Annotated in this window: 13 protein-coding genes; 8 read left to right on the top strand and 5 right to left on the bottom strand. The window is 69.4% G+C overall.

Annotation, left to right across the window (positions count from 1 at the left end; translation table 11 throughout):
* The first annotated feature begins 235 nt into the window (after positions 1 to 235).
* The 3 genes from FIU88_RS13135 to trpC are packed head-to-tail and all read left to right on the top strand — an operon-like array spanning position 236 to position 2,700.
* Entirely contained in the window at positions 236 to 820 is a 585-nt protein-coding gene (locus tag FIU88_RS13135) for an aminodeoxychorismate/anthranilate synthase component II (RefSeq protein ID WP_152479534.1), read from the top strand.
* A 32-nt stretch (positions 821 to 852) separates the two neighbouring features.
* Positions 853 to 1,872 carry an anthranilate phosphoribosyltransferase gene (trpD, locus tag FIU88_RS13130; protein WP_152479533.1) on the top strand — a complete coding sequence of 340 codons (1,020 nt, stop codon included), beginning with the start codon at positions 853 to 855 and terminating at the stop codon, positions 1,870 to 1,872.
* A gap of 21 nt (positions 1,873 to 1,893) precedes the next feature.
* Positions 1,894 to 2,700: an indole-3-glycerol phosphate synthase TrpC gene (trpC, locus tag FIU88_RS13125; RefSeq protein WP_016853804.1), complete on the top strand. Its 807-nt coding sequence runs from the start codon at positions 1,894 to 1,896 to the stop codon at positions 2,698 to 2,700.
* A gap of 77 nt (positions 2,701 to 2,777) precedes the next feature.
* On the opposite strand, the gene FIU88_RS13120 is transcribed toward trpC, so the two are convergent.
* Positions 2,778 to 3,689, bottom strand: a complete 912-nt coding sequence (locus FIU88_RS13120) for a helix-turn-helix domain-containing protein (protein ID WP_152479532.1) — start codon at positions 3,687 to 3,689, stop codon at positions 2,778 to 2,780.
* A gap of 228 nt (positions 3,690 to 3,917) precedes the next feature.
* Here FIU88_RS13120 and FIU88_RS13115 point away from each other — a divergent pair, with 228 nt between their 5' ends.
* The 3 genes from FIU88_RS13115 (at position 3,918) to eat (ending at position 7,642) form a co-directional block, all read left to right on the top strand.
* Positions 3,918 to 5,327, top strand: coding sequence for an ethanolamine ammonia-lyase subunit EutB (locus FIU88_RS13115; RefSeq protein WP_152479531.1), 1,410 nt, complete (start codon positions 3,918 to 3,920; stop codon positions 5,325 to 5,327).
* Positions 5,324 to 6,148: an ethanolamine ammonia-lyase subunit EutC gene (gene eutC / locus FIU88_RS13110; protein ID WP_152479530.1), complete on the top strand. Its 825-nt coding sequence runs from the start codon at positions 5,324 to 5,326 to the stop codon at positions 6,146 to 6,148. The genes FIU88_RS13115 and eutC overlap by 4 nt, the downstream gene beginning before the upstream one ends.
* Before the next feature lie 78 nt (positions 6,149 to 6,226).
* The gene (gene eat / locus FIU88_RS13105; RefSeq protein ID WP_016853808.1) at positions 6,227 to 7,642 is read left to right on the top strand and encodes an ethanolamine permease; all 1,416 of its coding nucleotides are present in this window, start codon (positions 6,227 to 6,229) and stop codon (positions 7,640 to 7,642) included.
* An 81-nt stretch (positions 7,643 to 7,723) separates the two neighbouring features.
* Here the strand turns inward: eat and FIU88_RS13100 are convergent, their stop codons facing one another.
* The 3 genes from FIU88_RS13100 to FIU88_RS13090 form a co-directional block, all read right to left on the bottom strand.
* Positions 7,724 to 9,550, bottom strand: a complete 1,827-nt coding sequence (locus FIU88_RS13100) for a sodium:proton antiporter (protein ID WP_016853809.1) — start codon at positions 9,548 to 9,550, stop codon at positions 7,724 to 7,726.
* A gap of 103 nt (positions 9,551 to 9,653) precedes the next feature.
* Entirely contained in the window at positions 9,654 to 9,749 is a 96-nt protein-coding gene (locus FIU88_RS19430) for a DUF2905 family protein (protein WP_253742816.1), read from the bottom strand.
* Positions 9,750 to 9,890: 141 nt separating this feature from the next.
* The gene (locus FIU88_RS13090) at positions 9,891 to 13,139 is read right to left on the bottom strand and encodes an FAD-binding and (Fe-S)-binding domain-containing protein (RefSeq protein WP_152479529.1); all 3,249 of its coding nucleotides are present in this window, start codon (positions 13,137 to 13,139) and stop codon (positions 9,891 to 9,893) included.
* Between the two features lie 169 nt (positions 13,140 to 13,308).
* Between FIU88_RS13090 and serS the strand changes: the two genes are divergently transcribed.
* Positions 13,309 to 14,586 carry a serine--tRNA ligase gene (serS, locus tag FIU88_RS13085; protein WP_152479528.1) on the top strand — a complete coding sequence of 426 codons (1,278 nt, stop codon included), beginning with the start codon at positions 13,309 to 13,311 and terminating at the stop codon, positions 14,584 to 14,586.
* A 193-nt stretch (positions 14,587 to 14,779) separates the two neighbouring features.
* Here the strand turns inward: serS and FIU88_RS13080 are convergent, their stop codons facing one another.
* Positions 14,780 to 15,583: an SIMPL domain-containing protein gene (locus tag FIU88_RS13080; protein ID WP_152479527.1), complete on the bottom strand. Its 804-nt coding sequence runs from the start codon at positions 15,581 to 15,583 to the stop codon at positions 14,780 to 14,782.
* A gap of 171 nt (positions 15,584 to 15,754) precedes the next feature.
* On the opposite strand from FIU88_RS13080, the gene FIU88_RS13075 reads away from it, so the two are divergent.
* Positions 15,755 to 16,870, top strand: a complete 1,116-nt coding sequence (locus FIU88_RS13075) for an AI-2E family transporter (protein WP_152479526.1) — start codon at positions 15,755 to 15,757, stop codon at positions 16,868 to 16,870.
* The last annotated feature ends 5 nt before the right edge of the window (positions 16,871 to 16,875 follow it).

Raw genomic sequence — 16,875 nt, 5'->3', positions numbered from 1 at the left:
GCACTATGATGATTATGAACGTACCCGATCAGACATTCGGCCCGATGGCGTGGTGGCGCTCCTGAGCGAAGGGGCGGCACGCTTGCGACCGAACAAAATGCCGCCGTCAGGGCGGCATTTTTGTGTCTATTGATCCCTGCACGGCTGGCAGGCCCGACGCGCCGACCCGGGCAAGATGCTGGGTAACAATCACTGGATCACGAATCCAAGCCAAGGAAATCAGGACTCTATCGCCATGTCCGTGCTGATGATCGATAACTACGACAGCTTCACCTTCAACGTCGTGCAGTACCTCGGCGAACTCGGTGCCGAGGTGGTGACCCATCGCAACGATGCCATCACCCTGGAGGAGATCGAGGCGCTGGCGCCGAGCCACCTGGTGGTGTCGCCGGGGCCCTGCACGCCCAACGAGGCGGGCATCTCCATGGAGGCGATCCGCCACTTCGCCGGCCGCCTGCCGATCCTCGGCATCTGCCTCGGCCATCAGGCCATCGGCCAGGTGTTCGGCGGCCGTGTGGGCCGCGCCCCGCAGGTGATGCACGGCAAGACCTCGCGTATCCGCCACCATGGCCTCGGCGTGTTCGAGGGCCTCGAGGATCCGCTGGAGGTCACCCGCTACCATTCGCTGGTGGTGGATCGCGACAGCCTGCCGGACTGCCTGGAGGTCACCTCCTGGACCGACGAGGACGACGTGACCCCGGGCCTGATCATGGGCATGCGCCACCGCGAGCTCGACATCGAAGGCGTCCAGTTCCACCCGGAATCGATCCTGACCCGCCAGGGCCATGAGCTTCTGGCCAACTTTCTCAAGCGTCGCTGAATCGCTGACACTGCCACAAGGAGACGACGGCCATGCAGATGCGGGAAGCCCTCGGTGCCCTGATGCGCCACGAGAACCTGAGCTTCGACCAGACCCATGCGCTGATGACCGCCATCATGACCGGGGAGGCCAGCGACGCCCAGATCGCCGCCTTCCTGATGGGCATGGCGATGAAGGGCGAGACCCCCGAGGAGATCAGCGCCGCCGCCCAGGTGATGCGCGAGCTGATGTCGCCGGTCACGCTGCACGCCGAGAACGTGGTCGACATCGTCGGCACCGGCGGTGACGGGGCCAACCTGTTCAACGTGTCCACCGCCTCGAGCTTCGTCGCCGCCGCCGCCGGGGCCCACGTGGCCAAGCACGGCAACCGCGGCGTGTCATCGTCGTCGGGCAGCGCCGACCTGTTCGCCGTGGCCGGCATCGGCCTCGACCTGGACGCCGACCAGGTGGCGCGCTGCATCGAGGACGTGGGGGTCGGCTTCATGTTCGCCCCCAACCACCATCCCGCCATGCGCCATGCCATCACCGCGCGGCGCGAGATGGGCGTGCGCACCCTGTTCAACATCCTCGGCCCGCTGACCAACCCGGCCGGGGCCCGTCGCCAGCTGCTCGGCGTCTATTCCGCCGAGCTGGTGCCGCTGATGGCCGAGGTGCTCAAGCGCCTCGGCAGCGAGCACGTGCTGGTGGTGTGCGCCGAGGACGGCCTCGACGAGATCTCGCTGGCCGCACCGACCAAGGTCGCCGAGCTCAAGGACGGCGAGATCCACGAGTACAGCATCGCCCCCGAGGACTTCGGCATCGCCCGCCAGGAGCTCGACGCCCTCAAGGTGAAGACCGCCGAGGACAGCCTGCGGCTGGTGGAGCAGGCGCTGATCGGCGAGGGCCCGGCGGCGGACATCGTGGCGCTCAACGCCGGCGCGGCGCTGTATGCCGCCGACGTCGCCGATACCCTCAAGGAAGGCGTGGCCCTGGCGCAGGACGCCCAGGACTGCAAGCTGGCCCGTGAGAAGCTCAAGGAGCTGGCCAACTTCACTCGCGTCTTCGCCCAGTAGTCACCCGCCCAGGATCCTTTGATGACCGCATCTACCGCTACTCCGACCATCCTGACCCGCATCCTGGCGCGCAAGGACGCCGAGGTCGCCGAGCGCCGCCAGGCCGTGTCCGAGGACGAGCTGCTGCGCCTGGCCGGCCTGCAGTCCGCGCCGCGCGGCTTCGTGGCCGCCCTCGACGCGCGCATGCGTGACGGCGACCCGGCGGTGATCGCCGAGGTCAAGAAGGCGTCGCCCTCCAAGGGCGTGATCCGCGAGGACTTCCGTCCGGCCGAGATCGCCGCCAGCTATGCCGCGGGCGGGGCCGCCTGTTTGTCGGTGCTCACCGACGCCGACTTCTTCCAGGGCCATGAGGACTTCCTGGTCGAGGCCCGGGAGGCCTGCTCGCTGCCGGTGATCCGCAAGGACTTCATCACCCACGGCTATCAGGTCAGCGAGGCGCGGGCCATCGGCGCCGACTGCATCCTGCTGATCGTCGCCGCCCTGGACGACGCCCGGCTGGCCGACCTGCACCGCCAGGCCACCGAGCTCGGCATGGACGTGCTGGTCGAGGTCCACGATGCCGCCGAGCTGGAGCGCGCCCTGGCGCTGGACCTGGCGCTGGTCGGTATCAACAACCGCGACCTGCACACCTTCGCGACCCGGCTCGAGACCACCCTGGACCTGCTGCCGCGCATCCCCGCCGGCGTCACCGTGGTCACCGAGTCCGGCATCCACAGCCGCAACGACGTGCTGCGCATGCGCGAGCACGACGTCCACGGCTTCCTGGTGGGCGAGGCTTTCATGCGCGAGGAGGATCCCGGCGAGGCGCTGCGCCGGCTGTTCTACTAGCGCGTCTTCGACGCAGCACGACGCCCCCGGCGAGCCATCGCCGGGGGCGTCGTCGTTCCAGGGGGGGGGCCGCTGCGTCAGTGGCGGTGCCGGGCCAGGGTGGCGGAGGGCGATTCGCCGAACAGCCGGCGGTAGTCCCGGGCGAACTGCCCCAGATGGTAGAAGCCCCAGTCGGCGGCCGCCTGGCTCACCGTGGTCTCGGCCTCGGGCTCGCACAGGCGACGGCGCACCCGGTTGAGGCGCGTCAGGCGCAGGAACTGGATGGGGCTGACGCCGAGGATGCTGGTGAAGCTGTAGCGCAGGGTGCGCTGGCTGACGTGGGCGATCTCGCACAGTTCCTCGAGGCTGACCGGCGGCGTCGCGCCGCTCTCCAGGTGGTCGCGGACGCGATCCACGACCCGGCGGCGGTGGCGATAGCTGGGCGGGCGCTCGGTGTTGGGCGTCTCCTCGCGCAGGATCTCCTGCAGCGCCAGGCCGAGGATGTCCTGATGCACCCGGGGCTCGAGTCCTTCGCCCTCGAGGCCCAGCAGGCGCTCGATCAGGAAGGTCGTGGCCTGGCGCGTCTGGCGCGGCAGCTGCAGGCGCATCAGCCGCTCCGGGTCGGCGTCCAGCAGCGGGCGCGCCGCCGCGCCGCATGCCCCGGCCAGCCACTCGCGGCCGACCACCAGCCCGTAGATGCCGAACGCATCCGGGGTGACCAGCTCGAAGTCGTGGCCGCCGGGCTGGCACATGATCTCCCGCTCGCCGACCCGGTGGCCGTTGATGCGGCAGTCGCCGGCGGCGGCGGGGATGCCGATCCACAGCGAGTCCGGCCAGACGTTGCACTGCTGGCCCAGCGCATGGCTGGTGTATTCCTTGAACACCTGCATCGCCGGCAGGTGGATCTCGTCGATGCGGCCATAGAAGCCGCCCTGGCCGAACTGGTCGTACTCCTGGGACCAGTCGGTCAGGTTGTGGGCGTGTTCGTTGGCGTCCCATGCCTCCCACATGCACTTCCTTGGTGCACGCTCGGTGGTTCGACCCTCTGATGGCACGCGTCGTCACTCCTTCTGCCCCGGTCCTGGCGGTGATACGTGGGGCAAGATGTTGTTTCAATTTAATTATTCTGTTTTTGCCGGAAAACGATAACGCCCGCGAAGCGTCGTCGTTAGGCTTTTAGAAAGCAAGTTCCGTTCCGGCGCCTCGCGGCGGCCCGAACGCTCGACCAGGAGACGCTCATGGCCCAAGCCTATCACCATACGCTGGGAAGCCGGCACTATCGCTTCGACAGTCTCGCCGAGCTGATGGCCAAGGCCACGCCGGCCCGCTCCGGCGACCGGCTGGCCGGGGTCATCGCCGATTCCGCCGAGGAGCGGGTGGTGGCCCAGATGGCGCTGGCGGAGCTGCCGCTCTCGACCTTCCTCGAGGACCATCTGGTGCCCTACGGCGAGGACGAGATCACCCGCCTGATCGTCGATACCCACGACGCCGATGCCTTCGCGCCGATTCGCCATCTGACGGTGGGTGACTTCCGCAACTGGCTGCTGAGCGATCTCGCCACGCCCGAGTCGATCGCCCGGGCGCGTGCCGGCATCACCCCGGAGATGGCCGCCGCGGTGAGCAAGATCATGCGCAACCAGGACCTCATCCTCGTCGCCCGCAAGTGCCGGGTGACCACCGCCTTTCGCAACACCATCGGCCTGCCCGGGCGGCTCTCCACCCGGCTGCAGCCCAATCACCCCACCGACGACGCCACCGGCATCGCCGCCAGCCTTCTCGACGGCCTGCTGTACGGCAACGGCGACGCGGTGCTCGGCATCAATCCGGCCACCGACAACGTCGCCCAGAGCATCAAGCTGATGACGCTGATGGACGAGGTGATCCAGAAGTACTCGATTCCCACCCAGTCCTGCGTGCTGACCCACGTCACCAACACCCTGGAGGCGATCGAGCAGGGTGCCCCCGTGGACCTGGTGTTCCAGTCCATCGGCGGCACCCAGGCCACCAACGAGAGCTTCGGCTTCGATCTCGCCACCCTCGGCGAGGCGCGGGACGCCGCCCGCAGCCTCAAGCGCGGCACCGTGGGCGACAACGTCATGTACTTCGAGACCGGGCAGGGCAGCTCGCTGTCCGCCAACGCCCATCACGGCCTCGATCAGCAGACCTGCGAGACCCGCGCCTATGCCGTGGCCCGCCACTTCGAGCCGCTGCTGGTCAACACCGTGGTCGGCTTCATCGGCCCCGAGTACCTGTTCGACGGCAAGCAGATCATCCGCGCCGGCCTCGAGGATCACTTCTGCGCCAAGCTGCTCGGCGTGCCCATGGGCTGCGACATCTGCTACACCAACCACGCCGATGCCGACCAGAACGACATGGACAATCTGCTGACGCTGCTGGGCGCGGCGGGTTGCACCTTCATCATGGGCATCCCCGGCTCCGACGACATCATGCTCAACTATCAGACCACCTCCTTCCACGACGCCCTCTACGCGCGCCGGGTGCTCGACCTGTCACCGGCCCCGGAGTTCGAACGCTGGCTCGACGAGATGGCGATCTTCGAGGACGTGGCCCGCCATCGCCCCAGCGGCCGGCTGCCCGACGCCTTCGCCCGTCCGCTGAGCCGCCTGCCCGAGGGAGGTGTCCGATGAGCGATGCGACTCCGGCCCACGGCGTCATCGACAACCCCTGGCATCGGCTGCGCGAGTTCACCGACGCGCGCATCGGCCTCGGCCGCGCCGGCACCAGCCTGCCCACCCGGCGTTCGCTGGAGTTCCAGCTGGCCCATGCCCGCGCCCAGGACGCCGTGCATCTGCCGCTGGACGTCGAGGCGCTGTGCCGCGACCTCGACGGCCTGAAGACCGGCCGGCCGATCCATCGCCTGCACAGCCGGGCGGCCGACCGCGAGACCTACCTGCAGCGTCCGGACCTGGGACGGCGCCTCGACGAGGCCTCCCGCGAGCGGCTGGCCGAGGCCGACGAGGCGCCGCGTCCCGCCGTCGACCTGGCCATCGCCGTGGTCGACGGGCTGTCGTCGCTGGCCGTGCAGCAGAACGCGCCGCCCTTCCTCGAGGCGCTGACCCAGGCACTGGCCGAGGACGACCAGGACTGGTCGCTGGCGCCGCTGACGGTGGTCGAGCAGGGCCGGGTGGCGATCGGCGACGAGATCGGCGAGGGCCTCAACGCCCGCGCCGTGCTGGTGCTGATCGGCGAGCGTCCGGGGCTCAGCTCGCCGGACAGCCTCGGCCTCTACCTGACCTGGGGACCGCGGATCGGGCTGAACGATGCCGCCCGCAACTGCATCTCCAACGTGCGCCCGGCGGGCTTCGTCTTCGACGAGGCCAGCCGCCGGCTGATGTACCTGCTGCGCGAGGCGCGGGCCAAGGGCCTGTCCGGCGTGCAGCTCAAGGATCGTACCCAGGACGACGTCATCGAGTCCTCGGGCGGCGTCCAGAACTTCCTGATCTCCTGATACCGGCGGGTGTCGCACCCGCCATGCTCCATCGCGACCTCCAACGACATTGCATAACAACAGCGCAAAGGTGACTCGATGAACGACGCGAACCTGGACCAGGACTACCTGGCCAAACGACAGCTGAAGAAGGGCAGCGCCGGCTGGCTGCTGCTGGCCGGCCTCGGCGTGTCCTACGTGATCTCCGGCGATTTCGCCGGCTGGAACTTCGGCATCGCCGAGGCGGGCTGGGGCGGCTTCGTCATCGCCGCCGGCCTGATGGGGCTGATGTACTTCGCCCTGGTGCTGTCGCTGGCCGAGATGTCGGCGGCGATTCCCGCCGCCGGTGGCGGCTACAGCTTCGCCCGCCAGGCCATGGGGCCGGCCGGCGGCTACCTGACCGGGCTGGCGGTGCTGATCGAATATGCCCTGGCGCCGGCGGCCATCGTCATCTTCATCGGTGCCGCGGTGGAAGAGCTGCTGGGGCTCAACGGTCCCGCGGTCTATGCGCTGTTCTACGCGGTATTCATCGGCATTCACCTGACCGGTGCCGGCGAGGCGCTCAAGGTGATGATGGTGATCAGCGGCCTGGCGGTGTTCGCCATCCTGGCCACCGCCCTGGCGCTGTTCGGCGTCTTCGATGCGCGCAACCTGTTCGATATCGCGCCCACCGACGCCGCCGGCGCCAGCGCCTTCCTGCCCTTCGGCTGGGCCGGGGTGTGGGCCGCGCTGCCGTTCGGCATGTGGCTGTTCCTGGCGGTGGAGGGCGTGCCGCTGGCCGCCGAGGAAGCCAAGAATCCGGCCCGTGACGTGCCCCGCGGCATCATCGGCGCGATGCTGTTCCTGCTGGTCACGGCGGTGCTGGTGGTGGTGCTGCTGGCAGGGGCCGCCGGGGCCGGCGCCATCGGCGCAAGCGGCGTGCCGCTGGTCGACGCGCTCAAGGCCGCCGATCATCCGACGCTGGCCACCCTGGTCAACGTGCTGGGCCTGGCCGGGCTGGTCGCCTCCTTCTTCTCGATCATCTACGGCTACAGCCGCCTGGTGTTCGCCCTGTCGCGGGCCGGCTATCTGCCGAAGATGCTGTCGCTGACCAGCCGCCGCAAGGCGCCGACCTGGGCGCTGGTGGTGCCGGGGGTGTTCGGCTTCCTGGTCTCGCTGAGCGGCGAGGGCGACCTGATCCTGGGCATGGCCGTGGTCGGCGCCACCGTGTCCTACGCGCTGATGGCGCTGAGCCATATCCTGCTGCGCCTGAAGCGTCCGGAGCTGGCGCGCCCCTACAGGACGCCCGGTGGCATCCTGACCTCCGGCGTGGCGCTGGTGCTGTCGCTGGTGGCGCTGTCCGGCGTGTACGCCTTCGATCCGCGGGCCTTCATCTACACCCTGGGGCTGTTCGCGGTCGGCGCGGCCTACTTCTTCCTGTACAGCAGGAACACCCTGGTGGCGAAGACCGCCGACGAGGAGTTCGCCCTGGTGGCGGACGCCGAGGAGAGCCTCGAGGCCAGCCCTGCCGGCTGAGCGTGAGGACCCGCCGCCAACGCAACGGGGCCGCCCAGATGGGCGGCCCCGTTGCGTGGTGGGCAGCAGAGACGATGGCGCCTAGATCGGACTCGCCACCGTCTGCAGCGAGTGCCTGGGCGAGTCGGCATAGACCAGGCTGATCAGGGTGTCGCCGCGCTTGGGAGACAGGCCGGTCTCGCCGGTCGCAATCCTGAGTCGTCCGCTCGGGCCGATGCACAGCATCGGCAGCCAGCGACCGGCGTGGGCCTGGCGCTGCGGCTCCATGCGGAACTTCTCGCCGCAGCGCTCCAGACGCACCTCGCCGCCTTCCGCCACCAGGCGCGACAGCTTGGCGAAGGTCACGTCGCGGCCGAACAGCAGCGGCAGGTGGTCCAGCGCCTGGCCCTGGGGGCGGTTGCCGCGCCGGCCCTCGTCCACCGCCAGGCGGAAGACCCGGTCACGTCCCAGCAGGTGCTCGAAGTGCAGCGCCGCCAGGTCGTTGAGCTCGCGGTACGGCGAGAGCGGCAGCAGATAGCCGATGCCGCTGAGCTCCAGGTGCTGGGCGGCATGCTCGGAGAGCGGGTCGCCGTAGTAGGTGGTCAGGCCCTCGTTGCGGGCCAGCTGGATGGCGTCCCAGCTGCTGTCGGCCAGCACCACGCTGACGCCGGCGTCGCGCAGGGTGCAGGCCAGCTGACGCGCCACGGCGTTGGCGCCGATGATCAGTACGCCGTTCGGGGAGGGGCGCTGAACGCCCAGCCAGCGGGCCAGGGGGCGCGACAGCAGGCTCTGGCTGACCACGGTGCTGATGATCACCAGGAAGGTCACCGGCACCAGCATCTCGGCGCCGGGCATGCCTTCCTCTTCGAGGCGCAGGGCGAACAGCGAGGCCACGGCGGCGGCCACGATGCCGCGCGGCGAGATGAACGCCAGCAGCGCCTTCTCGCGCCACGCCAGGCCGCTGCCCAGGGTGCACAGCCAGACGGACAGCGGCCGGGCGACGGCCACCAGCACCAGCAGGAAGACCCAGGCCGGCCAGTTCAGCAGCGCCAGCTGTTCCACGGTCAGCCGTGCGGCGAGCAGCAGGAACAGCCCCGAGATCAGCAGCACCGAGAGGGTTTCCTTGAACTCGATGATGGGGCGGGTGGGCACGCCACGCATGTTGGCCATCCACACGCCCATCACCGTCACCGTCAGCAGGCCCGACTCGTGGAACAGCTGGTTGGACACGGTGAACAGCGTCAGCATCAGCATCAGGGTGCCGAAGCTGTGCAGCTGGTGGGGCAGCCAGTGGTGGCGGAGCATGAGGCCCCAGCAGTAGCCGCCGGCGATGCCCAGACCGAAGCCGATCAGCGCCGTCTGGCCGAACAGCGCCAGGGTATGGGTGGCCGCCTCGCCGCCGGCGCCCAGGGCCACGAACTCGTAGACCAGCACCGCGCCGATGGCGCCCATGGGATCGATCAGGATGCCTTCCCAGCGCAGGATCTGGGTCAGGTGCTCGCGGGCGCGAAGCGTCTGCAGCATCGGCAGGATCACCGTGGGACCGGTGACCACCAGCAGCGCACCCAGCACGCTGGCCATCTCCCAGGAGAGGCCCAGCAGCAGCCGTGCCGCGACCGTGGCGATGACGCCGGTGATCAGCGCGCCCCAGGTCACCAGCCGGCGCACCGTGCGGCCGTGGCCGCCCAGCTCGCGGAAGTTCAGCGTCAGGCTGCCCTCGAACAGGATCACCGCCACCGCCAGCGACACCAGCGGGAACAGCAGTTCGTCGAACAGCGCATCGGGGCTCAGCAGGCCCGTGACCGGGCCGGCGGCGATGCCGGCGACCAGCAGCGTCAGGATGGCGGGCAGCTTCAGCTGCCAGGCGAGCCATTGGCAGATCAGCGCCAGCAGGCCGATCATCGCCAGGTCGAAACCGGCATGCTCCATGGTCGTTCGCTCTCTCGTCAGGGTTGGGGTAAAGGGCGCGCAGACTAGCGCTGCCGACCCCGACATGCAATCGATGGAAGCGATGAATCACGTCGATAACGCGTCATCGTCGGAAAAGCCACGGCAGCAGCGTCAGTATGGCGCCGATCAGCAGCATGCCGGTGAGGGGAACGTAGAAGCGGGTGTGGCCGCGGCGGATCAGGATATCGCCGGCAGCTGCCCCAGGGGCAGCCGGCCGAGCCAGGGCCACGGCAGCCCGGCGGCGACCGGCAGCAGGCCGATGACGATCGGCGTGCGTGACATGATCTCGCCTCCGGGCCGGGGTGAGGTGCGGCCGCGCTCAGGTGGCCCGCTTGAGCGCGGTAAGAAGCCCCTGCAGCGGATGGGGCAGGGCGGCATCCGAGAGCCGCCTGGCCTGGCTGCGGCAGGAGTAGCCGCTGGCCAGCAGCCGACCGGCGTTGGCCGGGTCCTCGACCTTGGGCTGCCAGGACTGGGCGTAGATGGTCTTCGAGGTCTCGAGGTTGCGCGCCTCGTGACCGTAGGTGCCGGACATGCCACAGCAGCCGGTGGCGACCACCTCGAGTTCGAGGCCGAAGGCGGCGAACAGCCGCTGCCAGGCCCTGGGCGTGCCCGGGGCATTGGTCTTCTCGGTGCAGTGGGCGAGCAGCCGGTAGCCGGGATCGTCGAGGCGGGCGCCCTGCGGTGCCAGCTCGGGCGCTCGCTCTGCCAACCGCTCACTCAGCCATTCGGGCAGCATCTGCACCTCGGGCACGGCCTCGGCGCCCAGCGCCTTCACGTACTCCTGGCGGTAGGTCAGGGTCATCGCCGGGTCGATGCCGACCAGCGGCACCCCGAAGTCGGCCAGCGTCCGCAGGCGCTCGGCCTGCTTCTCGGCGGTGCGCTCGAAGGCGCCGAGGAAGCCCTGCACGTGCAGCGGCTTGCCGTTGGGTGCGAAGGGCGCGACGAACACCCGCACGTCGAGGCGCTCGAGCAGCTCGACCACGTCCATCACCAGCCGGGACTCGAAGTGGCTGGTGAAGGCGTCCTGCACCAGCACCACGCTGTTGGCCTTCTGGGCCGCGGTGAGTCGGCCAAGCGTGGTCGGCGTGGCCTCGGGCACGCCCCAGGCCTCGAGCTGCTTGTCGAGGCGCGCCCGGGACAACCGGGGGCTGTCGACCATGCCCACGGGGCCTGCCAGCAGGCGGCTGATCCAGCGGTTGTCCAGGGCGGCGTTGTAGAGCGGCGCGACGCGGGACAGCGCCGGCATCATGAACTCCAGCCCGCCGATCAGGTAGTCGCGGGGCGGACGCAGGTAGCGGCCGTGATAGACCTCGAGGAACTGCGAGCGGAAGGTCGGCACGCTGACCTTCACCGGGCACTGGCCGGCGCAGGACTTGCAGGCCAGACAGCCCGCCATGGCGTCGTAGACCTCGTGGGAGAAGTCGTCCTCGCCGCGGCGCTTGGCCAGGGTGTTCTTCAGCTTGCCGGGGAAGGCCTTGAGCGCGCCCCAGGCGCCGCCGCGTCGGGCGTCGCGCGAGGCCTCGAGCACGTCGACGCCGGCCTCGCCCTGCAGGCGCAGCCATTCACGCATCAGGCTGGCGCGGCCCTTGGGCGAATGGATGCGCTGGCGGGTGGCCTTCCACGACGGGCACATGGCGTCGTCGGGGTCGTAGTTGTAGCAGGCGCCGTTGCCGTTGCAGTAGACGGCGTCGCCGTGGGCCTGCCAGACCCGTTCGTCGATCCGGCGGTCGTGCTGGCCGCGGGTCGGCACCCCGTCGATGGCCAGAAGCCCCGGGTCGACCCACTTCACGGCCTGCTCGTCGTCGCTCTCTACTTCGGACGTCTCGCTCTCTGCCGAGGGAGCCGAACCCGCGGTTTCGGGCGGGATTGAGGGTGCCGCGTCTTCGGGCGGGATAGTAGCCCTACCCGCGTCTTCGGGCGGGGGAAATGAAGAGAAAGGCGTGGCGATCTTGCCGGGATTGAGCTGGTTATGCGGGTCGAAGGCGCCCTTGAGCCGCTGCAGGCTCGGGTAGAGCGGGCCGAAGAAGGCCGGGGCGTACTCCGAGCGCACGCCCTTTCCGTGCTCGCCCCACAGCAGGCCGCCGTATTTCTGCGTCAGCGCGGCGACCTCGTCGGAGATCTCGCGGATCATCGCCTCCTGGGCCGGGTCCTTCATGTCCAGCGCCGGGCGCACGTGCAGCACGCCGGCGTCGACGTGGCCGAACATGCCGTAGGCCAGGCCGCGGGCGTCGAGCAGGGCGCGGAACTCGGCGATGTAGTCGGCCAGCTGCGCCGGCGGCACCGCGGTGTCCTCGACGAAGGGCAGCGGGCGCTTCTCGCCCTGGACGTTGCCGAGCAGGCCCACGGCGCGCTTGCGCATGCCGTAGACCCGGGTGATCGCCGCGCGGCCCACGGCCTGGGTGTAGCCCAGCCGGGTGACGCTGTCGTCCCGGGCGAGGTGCTCGCAGAAGGCCGCGACCCGCTCACTCAGGCGCTCGGGATCGTCGTCGTTGAACTCGACCAGGTTGATGCCGTGGGTCGGCGTGTCGCCGGTGTCAGGAAAGAACTCGCCGACGCTGTCCCACACGACGTCCTGCTGGGCCAGGCCCAGCACCTTGTCGTCCACGGTCTCGATGGAGGTGGGTGCGGCGGAGCTCGCCATCAGCGCCTTGGCGTCGCGCAGGGCGTCCATGAAGCCGGCGTAGCGCACGTTGACCAGGGTCGAATGCTTCGGGATCGGCAGCACGTTGAGCACCGCCTCGCTGGTGAAGGCCAGCGAGCCCTCGGCGCCGCACAGCACGCTGTTGAGGTCGAACTTGCCGTCCTCGGTGCGCAGGTGGGCGAGATCGTAGCCGGTCAGGCAGCGGTTGAGCGGCGGGAAGGTGTCGCGGATGCGCTCGCGCTCGGTGTCGATGATCTCGCGGGCCATGCGATGCACCCGGCCCACGGCGTCGTCGCGCTGGCACAGCGCCTCGAGCTCGTCGTCGTCCACCGGGCGGGTGACCAGGCGCTCGCCGCCGAGCAGCACGCTGTCGAGTTCGAGCACATGGTCGCGGGTCTTGCCGTACTCGCAGCTGCCCTGGCCGCTGGCATCGGTGGCGATCATGCCACCGAGGGTGGCGCGGTTGGAGGTGGAGAGCTCGGGGGCGAAGAACAGCCCGTGGGGCTTGAGCGCGGCATTGAGCTGGTCCTTGACCACGCCGGCCTGGACGCGCACCCGGCGCGCCTCGACGTCGATGTCGAGGATGGCGTTCATGTGCTTGGAGACGTCGACCACCAGGCCGTCGGTGAGCGACTGGCCGTTGGTGCCGGTGCCGCCGCCGCGGGGGGCGAGCGCCACCCGGCGGAACTCGTCGCGAGCGGCCAGCCGGGCCAGGCGCTCGAGATCGGTGGCGTTGCTGGGATAGATCACCGCCTGGGGCAGGCGCTGGTAGATCGAGTTGTCGGTGGCCAGCACCGTGCGGTTGGCGTAGTCGGGGGCGATCTCGCCCTCGAAGCCGGCGTCCTTCAGGGCCTCGAGAAAGTGCAGGTAGGGGGCGTCGGAACGGTCGGAGGCGCTGAGGCGCCCGGTGTCCAGTCTGGCGATCATGGCGTTTTTCGGTCGCTGTTGCTGCCGCGCACGGCAGGGGAGAAGGAATTCCCTACTGTACCGCGACGGGCCGCGACACGCATCCTGGCGCGTGGCGCCGGGACGGGCTTTTGCCTACAATGGCCGCCTTGCGTTTGTTGATTTCACCGACTGCGACGGACCGGATTCCATGCTCGATCCCAAACTGCTGCGCGGCGACCTCGAGATGGTCGCCCAACGACTGGCCACCCGGGGCTTTGCCCTCGATACCGCTCGTCTCGCCGACCTCGAATCCCGGCGCCGGGAGCTTCAGGCCGAGACCGAGCGCCTGCAGAACGAGCGCAACACCCGGTCCAAGGCGATCGGCAAGGCCAAGGCCGCCGGCGAGGACATCCAGCCGCTGCTCGACGAGGTCAGCGATCTGGGCGAGCGCCTGGATGCCGCCAAGGCGCGCCTGGCCGAGCTGCAGGCCGAGTGGGACGAGCAGATCAGTGGCCTGCCGAACCTGCCCCACGAGAGTGTCCCTCAGGGCGACAGCGAAGACGACAACGTCGAGCTGCACCGCTGGGGCACGCCGCGGACCTTCGACTTCGAGGTCCGCGACCACGTCGATCTGGGCGCCCGGACCGGCCAGCTCGACTTCGATCTGGCGTCCAAGCTGACCGGTGCCCGCTTCGCGGTGATGCGCGGCACCATCGCCCGCCTGCACCGCGCCCTCACGCAGTTTATGCTCGACAAGCAGACCCTCGAGCACGGCTACGAGGAGTGCTACGTCCCCTACATGGTCAACGACGACTCGCTGTACGGGACCGGCCAGCTGCCCAAGTTCGGTGAGGACCTGTTCCGCCTGGAGGACGAGCGCGGCTATCGCCTGATCCCCACCGCCGAGGTGCCGCTGACCAACTTCGCCCGCGACGAGATCCTCGAGCACAAGCGGCTGCCGATGCGCCTGACCGCGCACACGCCGTGTTTCCGCAGCGAGGCCGGCTCCCACGGCCGCGATACCCGCGGCATGATCCGCCAGCACCAGTTCGACAAGGTCGAGATGGTGCAGCTGGTCGAGCCCGAGACCAGCTACGACACCCTGGAGGAGATGCGCGGCCACGCCGAGGCGCTGCTGCAGGCGCTGGAGCTGCCGTACCGCGTGGTGACCCTGTGCACCGGCGACATGGGCTTCGGTGCCGCCAAGACCTACGACCTGGAGGTGTGGCTGCCGAGCCAGGACACCTACCGCGAGATCTCCTCGGTCTCCAACTGCGAGGACTTCCAGGCGCGTCGCATGCAGGCCCGCTTCCGTCATCCCGACGAGAAGAAGCCGCGGCTGCTGCACACCCTCAACGGCTCCGGCCTGGCCGTGGGCCGCTGCCTGATCGCGGTGATGGAGAACCATCAGAACGCCGACGGCTCGATCACGGTGCCCGAGGCGCTGCGGCCCTACCTGGGTGGCGTCGAGACGGTTAACGTCTAGGCGCCGAGCTAGAAGGTAAGCGCCGAGCGCCGAGCGACAAGAAACCCCGAAGGTTGAGCCTTCGGGGTTTTCTTTTGCTCCAGGGGATTTCAGGCTGTCGACCTGCAGCTTGCAGCTTGCAGCTTGCAGCTTGCAGCTTGCAGCTTGCAGCTTGCAGCTTGCAGCTTGCAGCTTGCAGCTTGCTCCTTACGCCTCACTCCTCACCCTGTGGCCCCTCGATCTCCCAGCTGACGCTGACCGCGGCGTCGATGGAGAGGGTGCCGGGGCGGTACTCGGTGGCGCCGCCGCTTTCCCGGGCGTCGGCACTCATCGCCATCATTCGCGGCTGAAAGACCGGCGCCTGGTTCTCGCTGACCGACAGCACGTCGCCCAGCGTGACGTCGAGGGTGCCGGCCATCAGCTCGGCCTTGTGCTTCGCGCGCTGGAGGGCCTGGCTCAGGGCCTCGTCGGTGGCCGCGTCGCGATCGGCGAGGTCGTAGGTGACGCCGTCGAGGGCGTCGACGCCGGCCTCGGTCAGGGCGTCGAGAATCGTCGGCAGGCGGTCGAGCTCGTGGATCTCGACTTTCATGGGCCGTTCGAGGCGGGTGCGCGCGAGCGTCTCGGTCTCGCCGTCGGGGCCGCTGGATTCGCGAATCCTCTCGGGCTGCACGCGCAGCGAGCCGGCGCTGATGGCGTCGCGCTCGACGCCGGCCGCCTCGAGCGCCTGAATCAGCGTGGCGGCGCGCTCCTCGAGCCGGCTGCGGGCCTGGCTCAGCGCCAGGGCGTCGCCGCCGCTGGCGTCGCGCTGGGCGATCGCCGGCGTGCGCTCCCACAGCCGGGCGCTGAGCGTGGCCTGGTCCGGCACCACCTCGAGTTCGGCGCGGGCCTGGACGTCGAGGCGATGCGGCGCGGGCTGGCCATTGGCCGCGGCGGCCATCGGCAGCGTGGCAAGGGTCAGGGCGAGCAGGCCGCCGGACAGGCGGGCACCAGGGCGAAGCGAATGGCGGTCGAGGCGCATGACGTCTTCCTTGTTGGCGAGGGATTCGTCCGCTTTGAGCCGTCGGACGCGCCCGGGTTCCTGAGCGCCGGCCGATTCCTTCGAGCTTGCACGATGGCGCCACCGCGCCGCGTTGTGTGGCGGGGCGTCAGGCGTCATGATGGCGGTCCTTTCAATGGTGGAGTGGGCGGCATGGCGGCACCCGAGAACGATACCCCGAGCAGTATCCCTCTCAATCTGACGCTGGCGCTGGCTGCCCTGGTGGTGATCGTCGCCGGCATGCGGTTGGGGTCCAGCCTGCTGGTACCGTTGCTGCTGTCGCTGTTCATCGCCGTGGTCTGTACCGGGCCGGTGCACTGGCTGAACCGGCTGGGCCTCGGCCTGCGGCTCTCGGTCTGGCTGACGCTGGTGGTGATCGGCGGGCTGATCTCGCTGCTGGGCCTGCTGCTGGTCAACAGCGTCGGCACCTTCGTCGATGCCCTGCCGGGCATCGAGGAGAAGCTCAATCAGTATTACCTGAGCCTGCTCGATGGCCTGGCCAGCCTGGGGCTGGCCATCGACACCGATCGCCTGGCCGAGCTGATCGACGCCCAGCAGCTCGGCGACTGGCTGCCGACGGTGCTCGGCCAGGTCGGCAACCTGATGATGCAGAGCGTGGTGGTGGCGCTGCTGGTGATGTTCCTGATGTTCGAGACGCTGAACTTCCGCGACAAGGTCTCCCGGGCGCTGGTCAACCCGGCGCCCAGCCTGCGTCGCTTCCAGGAGTTCAGCCTGACCCTGAAGCGCTATCTGGCGGTGAAGACGGTGATCAGCCTGGCCACCGGGGCGCTGATCTGGTTGGCCTGCAGGCTGATCGGTGTGGAGTTCCCGCTGCTGTGGGCGGTGCTGGCCTTCTCCCTCAACTATATCCCCAACATCGGTTCGGCCATCGCCGCGGTGCCGCCGGTGATGCTGCTGCTGGTGTCGCCGGAGGGCGGGGTGGTCAAGGCGGTGATGCTCAGCGGGGCCTATCTGGGCGTGAACTTCGTGCTCGGCAACCTGGTCGAGCCGCGGGTCATGGGGCGTGCCCTGGGGCTTTCCACCTTCGTGGCCTTCCTGTCGCTGGTGGTGTGGGGCTGGATCTTCGGCGCGGTGGGCATGCTGCTGTCGGTGGTGCTGACCATGACCCTGAAGATCGCCCTGGACAGCCATCCCCAGACGCGCTGGATCGCCCACCTGCTGGGATCGGGCAGCGCGCCCCTCGAGACCGCCAATCGTCCTCCCTCCGAGCGTCGTCAGGGCAAGGGCCGGGACCGCGGCGACGACTGACCCCA

The organism is Halomonas sp. THAF12, from assembly GCF_009363675.1.
Lineage (GTDB): Bacteria > Pseudomonadota > Gammaproteobacteria > Pseudomonadales > Halomonadaceae > Halomonas > Halomonas smyrnensis.
Note: the sequence above shows the minus strand (reverse complement) of the source record. Positions and strands in the feature narration are given on the sequence as shown.